The following is a 7,634-nucleotide window of genomic DNA, read 5'->3' on the forward strand; positions in this document are numbered from 1 at the left end:
AATAAAATTCTAACAAAAATAAATACTTTTATCAAACCGACTTTTTCAACAAAACTACCTATAAAACTACACCTTTACACCATTAGGAAACAAAAAACATATTTTTTTAACATTTTCTTCACTATTTCTGCATAAAGTGAAACTTTAATCAGCGGGGATTTTTGTTCATCCCCACTGATTATTAGTTGAACCAATCGGGCATTTACGGACAGTTTATCTCCCACCTGGCTTCTTTGCACCAGCTAAGTTTTGAGTTGAGAGTTTACTGTCCGTTAATCCGGGACAAATTATCCATACAAAAAAAGAACCCGCCTCAGCGAGTTCTTCTTTTGTTATTTTAATCAAACTTGTACAGGAGCTGGCTTCGCATAACGTAAAACTGGTTTACGTGCAGCCATCGTTTCGTCTAAACGTTTAATGACTGTCGTATGCGGTGCTTCTTGTACAACTTCTGGATTTTCTTCTACTTCTTTAGCGATTTGAATCATCTTATCAATGAAACCATCTAATGTTTCTTTTGATTCTGTTTCTGTCGGCTCAATCATAATACATTCTTCCACATTTAATGGGAAGTAAATTGTTGGTGGATGATAACCGAAATCAAGCAGACGTTTTGCAATATCTAATGTACGTACACCAAGTTTCTTTTGACGACGACCTGATAATACAAATTCATGCTTACAATGTCTATCGAATGGAAGATCGTAGAATGGCGCTAATCTTCTCATCATATAGTTCGCATTTAATACTGCATACTCAGTTACTGCACGCAATCCATCTGGACCCATAGAGCGAATATACGTGTATGCACGAACGTTAATTCCGAAGTTACCATAGAATGGTTTCACACGACCAATTGCTTCTGGACGGTCGTAGTTGAAGTGATAACCATTTTCCGTTTTCTCTAAAATCGGTTTTGGTAAGTACGGAATTAAATCAGCTTTCACACCTACTGGACCAGAACCTGGGCCACCACCGCCGTGAGGACCTGTAAATGTTTTATGAAGGTTTAAATGCACAACGTCAAATCCCATATCTCCTGGGCGTGCTTGGCTTAATACCGCATTTAAGTTTGCACCATCATAGTATAATTTACCGCCTGCATTATGGACGATTTCTGCCATTTCTAAAATATTTTCTTCGAATAGACCTAATGTATTAGGATTTGTTAACATAAGTGCTGCTGTTTCTTCGTTTACAACACGTTTTAAGTCTTCTAAGTCAACAAGGCCATTTTCATTTGATTTTACTGTAATTGTTTCAAAACCAGCTACAGTTGCAGATGCTGGGTTCGTTCCGTGAGCAGAGTCAGGAACAATTACTTTCGTACGGTTAAAGTCACCATTCGCTTCATGGTATGCACGAATTAACATTAAACCTGTCCATTCTCCGTGTGCACCAGCTGCTGGTTGTAAAGTAACAGTATCCATACCTGTAATTTCAATTAAATGCTCTTGTAAGTCGTACATTAATTCCATTGCACCTTGTACTGTCTTTTCATCTTGCAACGGATGAATATTTGCAAATCCTGCGAAACGAGCTACACTCTCATTAATTTTCGGATTATATTTCATCGTACAAGATCCAAGTGGATAGAATCCAGAATCCACACCGTGGTTACGGTTTGAAAGTGCTGTATAGTGGCGCATAATATCAAGTTCAGATACTTCTGGTAGCTCTGCATCTTCTACTCGAATATAATCGCTCTCAAACACATCTTCTAGTTTCACTTCTTCTACATCTAATTTGGGTAAGCTATATCCTATGCGTCCTTCTTTACTCACTTCAAAGATAAGTGCTTGGTCTTGGTTCTTCATTGGATAGCCCCCATTTCGTTTACAAGTGTGTCAATTTCCTCTTTTGTACGAAGCTCAGTTACTGCTACAAGCATATGGTTTTCATGCTCTTTATAATCACGGCCTAGGTCGTAACCGCCGATAATATTCTTTTGTAATAATGCATCGTTTACTTCTTTCACTGGACGCTTGCAATCTACAACAAACTCATTGAAGAATGGTCCAGCAAATGTTACAGTGAAGCCTTTCGCTTCAAATTGACGTTTTGCATATTGTGCTTTAGAAATGTTTTGACGTGCCATTTCTTTCACACCTTGTTTGCCAAGTGCCGTCATTGCAACAGAAGCTGCTAATGCATTTAACGCTTGGTTTGAACAAATGTTAGATGTCGCTTTATCACGACGAATATGCTGTTCACGTGCTTGTAACGTTAATACAAATCCACGTTTACCATCTGAGTCTACAGTTTGTCCAACAAGACGTCCTGGAATTTTACGCATAAATGCTTTCGTTGTTGCAAAGTAACCACAGTGCGGTCCACCAAACTGCGTTGGAATACCGAATGGTTGTGCATCACCGATTACAATATCAGCACCAAATTTCCCTGGTGGTGTTAATGCGCCTAATGATAATGGATTTGAAGAAACGATAAATAATGATTTTTGTTGATGAACGATTTTTTCAATATCAGCTAATTTTTCAACTTGTCCGAAGAAGTTTGGATATTGAACGATTACACAAGCAACTGTATCATCTACTTCACTTTGTAATACGTCTAAATCTGTTACACCATCTTTATGATTAATTTCAACAACTTCAAGATTTTGTCCTTTTGCATACGTTTCAAGTACTGCTCTTGATTCTGGATGAACCGCGCTAGATACAAGAATTTTCTTTTTGCGAGTATGACCAGCTGCTAACATTGCCGCTTCAGCTAAAGCTGTACCCCCGTCATACATAGAAGAGTTTGCTACATCCATTCCTGTTAATTCACAAATCATTGTTTGGAATTCAAAGATTGCTTGTAATTCCCCTTGTGAAATTTCCGGTTGGTATGGTGTGTAAGCTGTATAAAATTCTGAGCGAGAAATAACATGATCTACAATTACTGGAGCATAATGATCGTATACGCCTGCTCCTAAGAAAGAAGCGTATTCTTTTAAGTTAGCATTTTTACTAGCCATTTGAGATAGCTCTTTTAAAAGCTCTGGCTCTGATTTTGCTTCTTTAATTTTTAAATCCCCTTTAAAACGAACACTCTCTGGAATATCAGAGAATAATTCATCGATCGTTTGAACGCCGATCGTTTGTAACATTTCTTTTTTGTCTTCTTCTGTCATTGGAAGATAACGATGCAACATGAAATCTACCCCTCTCCCCGTTACTTTGAACGTTTGTAAAATGGTGTTGGAACAACTACTGCTTTGACGCGTTTATTACGAATTTCAATTTCTACTTCTGTATCAACTGCTGCGTATTTTACATCAATTAGTGCTAAACCAATGCTTTTCTTTAACGTTGGAGATTGTGTACCACTCGTTACTTCCCCAATTTTTTCTTCACCAATAAATACAGGGTAATGCGTACGAGGAATTCCACGTTCGATTACTTCGATGCCGACTAATTTACGAGGCGCACCGTTTTCTTTTTGCTCTTTTAACGTTGCTTTTCCAAAGAAGTCTGCTTCTTTATTTGTTTTTACCGCAAAGCCAATTCCAGCCTCAATCGGTGTAATATCTTTTGATAATTCTTGTCCATAAAGTGGTAATGTTGCTTCGAATCGAAGTGTATCACGAGCACCTAAACCACATGCTTTTAAGCCCTCTTCTGCTCCAACTTCAAGAAGTTTCTCCCAAAGTTTTGCAGCATCTTCACTCTTACAGTAAATTTCGAATCCATCTTCACCTGTGTAACCTGTACGAGATACAAGTGCTGGAATTCCATCTACAAGAATATCGTTTTTAAATTTAAAGAACTTAATTTCTTTCAAATCTTCTGACACAACTTTTTGTAAAATGCCTTCTGCTTTTGGTCCTTGAATTGCAAGCTGTGCAACTTCACTAGAAACATTGACTACTGTCGCATCGCCAATTACATGACTTGCTAACCATTCGTAATCTTTCTCGATATTTGATGCATTGATTACTAATAAATAGTCTTCTTCACCACGTTTGTAGATTAATAAATCATCTACTGTACCACCATTTTCGTAGCACATAGCTGTATATTGTGCGCCCCCTACCTTTAAGGTAGATACGTCATTTGTAACAACACGTTGTAAAAATGCTAAACTATCTACACCTTTTACTTCAACTTCTCCCATATGAGACACATCGAACAAACCTGCAGCTGTACGTACAGCTTCGTGTTCTTCTTTAATGCTTGAAAATTGAACTGGTAATTCCCAACCACCGAAGTCGATTGTTTTTCCACCATACTTCGCGTATACATCAAATAACGGTGTACGTTGTAATGTAATCATGCTCTCTCCCCCTTATGCTTTGACAAATCAATAAAAGTTGCTTCCCTTTTCTAAACATTTTCATTCTGAAAAGATAGGATATACGGAATCTCATTATATTTTTTTATGAAAGCGTAAATAAAAAATCACTTTCTTGGATAAAATACGAAAGATTCCACACATTTCACACCATTATCCTAACATCATTCGCTATATTTCATCAATATTCTAGCATAAAAAATAATTTAGAATTTTTTATGTTAAAACACAATAAATACAGCTTTTGAGATTTAATACTTTATTATTGTCTATCATATAGCCTTTAATAACGATAATTATGCCTTCTTTTAAGGCAAATCATCATACATTAAAAAATAATTACTTTAGTTTATAAAAGGTGGGAGAGTTGTAATGAATGTCGATATTTCCGTAGATCGGACATGGCAAAACAATTTTTTAAATAGAATTGACGAAGATGGTCCTTGGACAAACTGGGATTTATATCACTTAGCTTATGAAACAGAAAAATCGTTACTTGTTCCTACTTTTGATGGACTACAAGCACCGAAACATTTATCCCATTTCACACCGCTTCCGCATCAATTAGAAGTCGCTCAAAATGTGATTGAACAAATGAACGGTAAAGCGATTCTAGCAGATGAAGTAGGCCTTGGAAAAACAATCGAAGCTGGACTTATTTTGAAAGAATACATGGTCCGCGGGCTTGTGAAAAAGGTACTTATACTTGTCCCAGCTTCTCTCGTATCACAATGGGCATACGAACTGAATACAAAGTTTTTCATTCCCGCTGTAGCACAAAAGAAAAGCTACTCATGGGAACAAGCTGACGTAATCGTATCATCAATTGATACTGCGAAACGTTCACCACATCGCGATATCGTGTTGAACTTGGAATATGACCTTATTATTATCGATGAAGCACATAAACTGAAAAATAATAAAACAAAAAACTATGAATTTGCACAACGATTAAAAAAGAAGTTTTGTTTATTACTAACCGCTACTCCTGTTCAAAATAAGATTGATGAAATTTTTAACCTTGTTTCTTTATTAAAGCCAGGACATCTAGGCAATCAATCCAACTTTGAAGAATATTACGCTTCCAAAAATCGCTCAGCCGAATCAGATGAAGACTTAAAAGCTCTCATTAATAAAGTAATGGTGCGAAATAGACGACATAATACCGGTATCGATTGGCCGAAGAGACATGTACGTACAATTTTTGTTGAGTTTAATGAACAAGAACAAGCTCTATATAATGATATCGAAAATTGGCGAGGACAAGACGCCTTCACATCTGCTTTCTCATCGTTAACTTTAAAACGGGAAGCGTGTAGTAGTCGTGAGGCTGTTTACTATTCATTGAAAAAGCATGTAGAAAAAAGACAGAAAGAAAACGAACATTATATAAAAGATCCACATATCGATGTGCTAATGGACAAAATTAATCATATTCCTTTCAACTCAAAAGCAAATAAAGCTCTTGAGCTTATAAAAGAAATTGACGATAAAGTCGTTATCTTCACAGAATATCGAGCGTCACAAATGTACTTACAATGGTTTTTACAACAACACGGTATTTCTTCCGTTCCATTCCGCGGCGGGTTTAAACGCGGGAAGAAAGATTGGATGAAGGAGCTTTTCCAAAACCACGCACAAGTATTAATTGCAACTGAAGCTGGTGGTGAAGGGATTAACTTACAGTTTTGTAGCCATATGATCAATTATGATTTGCCATGGAATCCAATGCGTCTTGAGCAAAGAATCGGACGTATTCACCGTCTCGGTCAAAAAAATGATGTTCATATTTATAACTTAGCTACAAAGCATACTGTTGAAGAACATATTCTGAAACTGTTATATGAAAAAATCAACTTATTCGAGCGTGTTATCGGTGAACTCGATGAAATTTTAACGAGAATTAATATGAAAAACATCGACGCGCACATTCAAGAAATTTTCGCGCAATCAAAAAGCGAAGGTGAAATTAGAATTAAGATGGAAAACTTAACATCTATTATCGACTTTGCGAAACGAAATGAAGCTGAGGTGCAAGGCTATGCAGCAACATGAAATTCATAATTACTTATACAATTTCTTTGAGGCGAATAACTGTGAAATTTTAGAACGTTCTCCTCATTTATTAGATGTACAGTTAACAATTGAGATGGATAAATTATTAATGAATCGCCCTTTTTATTGGCACTATCTTGAGAAAACAGGGGGCGTACCGAATCCGATGCGCCTTACTCTTATTACAAATCCAGAAAATGAAGAAAATGATGGTGAGCTTATTCACTACGGTTCACCACGTCTACATCAAATTTTCCAAACGACAAAAGAATTAGGCTCATACATACGTTTATATGAGGATGTAAGACATAATGGAGCAACACATACACCGCTCCACCCTTGGCTCGGTATTAATATAAAAGTTTCCTATCAATGTGATCGAAAAAAAGACATCCTTCACTCGATTGGTATTCATCTCATTTCTGGAACAATGATGGCAAACTTTCATGAAACATTAACAAACATTAAACTTACACCAAAAATACCTGATTTTTGTTTTACGCTCTCGCCCATCATTAAACCTCAAAGTGGTTTACAACGCATAGAAGACGCTTTAAAAAATATAATTGCAGAAGATGACCATACGTGGGCAAAAGAAGCAAGAGTGCGTTGGAATCATGATTTAGACCTTTTAAACCGTTTTTATGAAGAAAGTGACGAACTTCCTGAGAGCTATGAAATTGAAAAACAAGCTCTGCAAGAACAGTATGAACCACGTATTACAGTGCAAATTATTAACGGTGGACTCTTTTATGTTACCGCGAATCATTTTCTATCAAAATAAAGCTCCTTCTGCTTTAGAAGGAGCTTTATTTCGAGTTATTCTCTATCCTCATTACGCTCTTGTTGTTTTTGCTTTGCCATGCGTTTTTGATACGCACGATCCTTCGCGCTCACATGATTTGCATCAGTTGGAAGATTTTCTTTCGAACGTCCAATTCCATTGCTCATCTTTCCCACTCCTTTTTACGTTTTTCAGAATACATGTTTATTTTCAGCTAGAGTTACAATCCTTATACAAAAAAATAAGAGCAGCCATTGGCCACTCTTACTCGCTCACATATTTTTGAAACATATCATGGATGCCTTTATTTACTAGGTTCGAGATCTGCTCGTCAGATTTATTCGGATAACGATCACGCAATCTGATAGATGCCTTCACCATTAAATTTTCTAATACAGAACGGCCACCTTCTCCATAAATAATTTCAGCATATTTAACAAGCCTTCCATCCTCTACTGTTGCTGGATTATGATTGAAGAAAAATTTACTCATTGTCTCC

Annotated in this window: 7 protein-coding genes; 2 read left to right on the forward strand and 5 right to left on the reverse strand. The window is 36.6% G+C overall.

The genetic code is table 11. The annotated features are described in order from the left end of the window. Window positions 1–341: 341 nt before the first annotated feature. From gcvPB to gcvT, 3 genes are read right to left on the reverse strand one after another with little or no spacing between them, the layout of a single operon-like run. Window positions 342–1,817: an aminomethyl-transferring glycine dehydrogenase subunit 2 gene (gene gcvPB / locus ACQGS6_RS07540; protein WP_000795702.1), complete on the reverse strand. Its 1,476-nt coding sequence runs from the start codon at window positions 1,815–1,817 to the stop codon at window positions 342–344. Beyond that, on the reverse strand, window positions 1,814–3,157 hold the full coding sequence (gcvPA, locus tag ACQGS6_RS07545) for an aminomethyl-transferring glycine dehydrogenase subunit 1 (protein WP_000903240.1): 1,344 nt from the start codon (window positions 3,155–3,157) through the stop codon (window positions 1,814–1,816). The genes gcvPB and gcvPA overlap by 4 nt, the downstream gene beginning before the upstream one ends. Before the next feature lie 20 nt (window positions 3,158–3,177). Further along, window positions 3,178–4,278: a glycine cleavage system aminomethyltransferase GcvT gene (gene gcvT, locus ACQGS6_RS07550; RefSeq protein ID WP_000631769.1), complete on the reverse strand. Its 1,101-nt coding sequence runs from the start codon at window positions 4,276–4,278 to the stop codon at window positions 3,178–3,180. A gap of 390 nt (window positions 4,279–4,668) precedes the next feature. On the opposite strand from gcvT, the gene ACQGS6_RS07555 reads away from it, so the two are divergent. Continuing rightward, entirely contained in the window at window positions 4,669–6,351 is a 1,683-nt protein-coding gene (locus ACQGS6_RS07555) for a DEAD/DEAH box helicase (RefSeq protein ID WP_001100037.1), read from the forward strand. After that, window positions 6,338–7,135 carry a YqhG family protein gene (locus ACQGS6_RS07560; RefSeq protein WP_001183964.1) on the forward strand — a complete coding sequence of 266 codons (798 nt, stop codon included), beginning with the start codon at window positions 6,338–6,340 and terminating at the stop codon, window positions 7,133–7,135. The genes ACQGS6_RS07555 and ACQGS6_RS07560 overlap by 14 nt, the downstream gene beginning before the upstream one ends. Window positions 7,136–7,170: 35 nt before the next feature. Here ACQGS6_RS07560 and ACQGS6_RS07565 read toward each other — a convergent pair whose 3' ends face one another. Both ACQGS6_RS07565 and ACQGS6_RS07570 read right to left on the reverse strand, forming a co-directional pair. After that, complete coding sequence (locus tag ACQGS6_RS07565; protein WP_000064668.1) at window positions 7,171–7,302, reverse strand: hypothetical protein; 132 nt, start codon at window positions 7,300–7,302, stop codon at window positions 7,171–7,173. A 97-nt stretch (window positions 7,303–7,399) separates the two neighbouring features. Next, window positions 7,400–7,627 carry a hypothetical protein gene (locus ACQGS6_RS07570; RefSeq protein WP_000032702.1) on the reverse strand — a complete coding sequence of 76 codons (228 nt, stop codon included), beginning with the start codon at window positions 7,625–7,627 and terminating at the stop codon, window positions 7,400–7,402. Window positions 7,628–7,634 lie beyond the last annotated feature (7 nt).

It is taken from the genome of Bacillus sp. GMs2/2, from assembly GCF_050172095.1.
GTDB classification, from domain to species: domain Bacteria; phylum Bacillota; class Bacilli; order Bacillales; family Bacillaceae_G; genus Bacillus_A; species Bacillus_A cereus.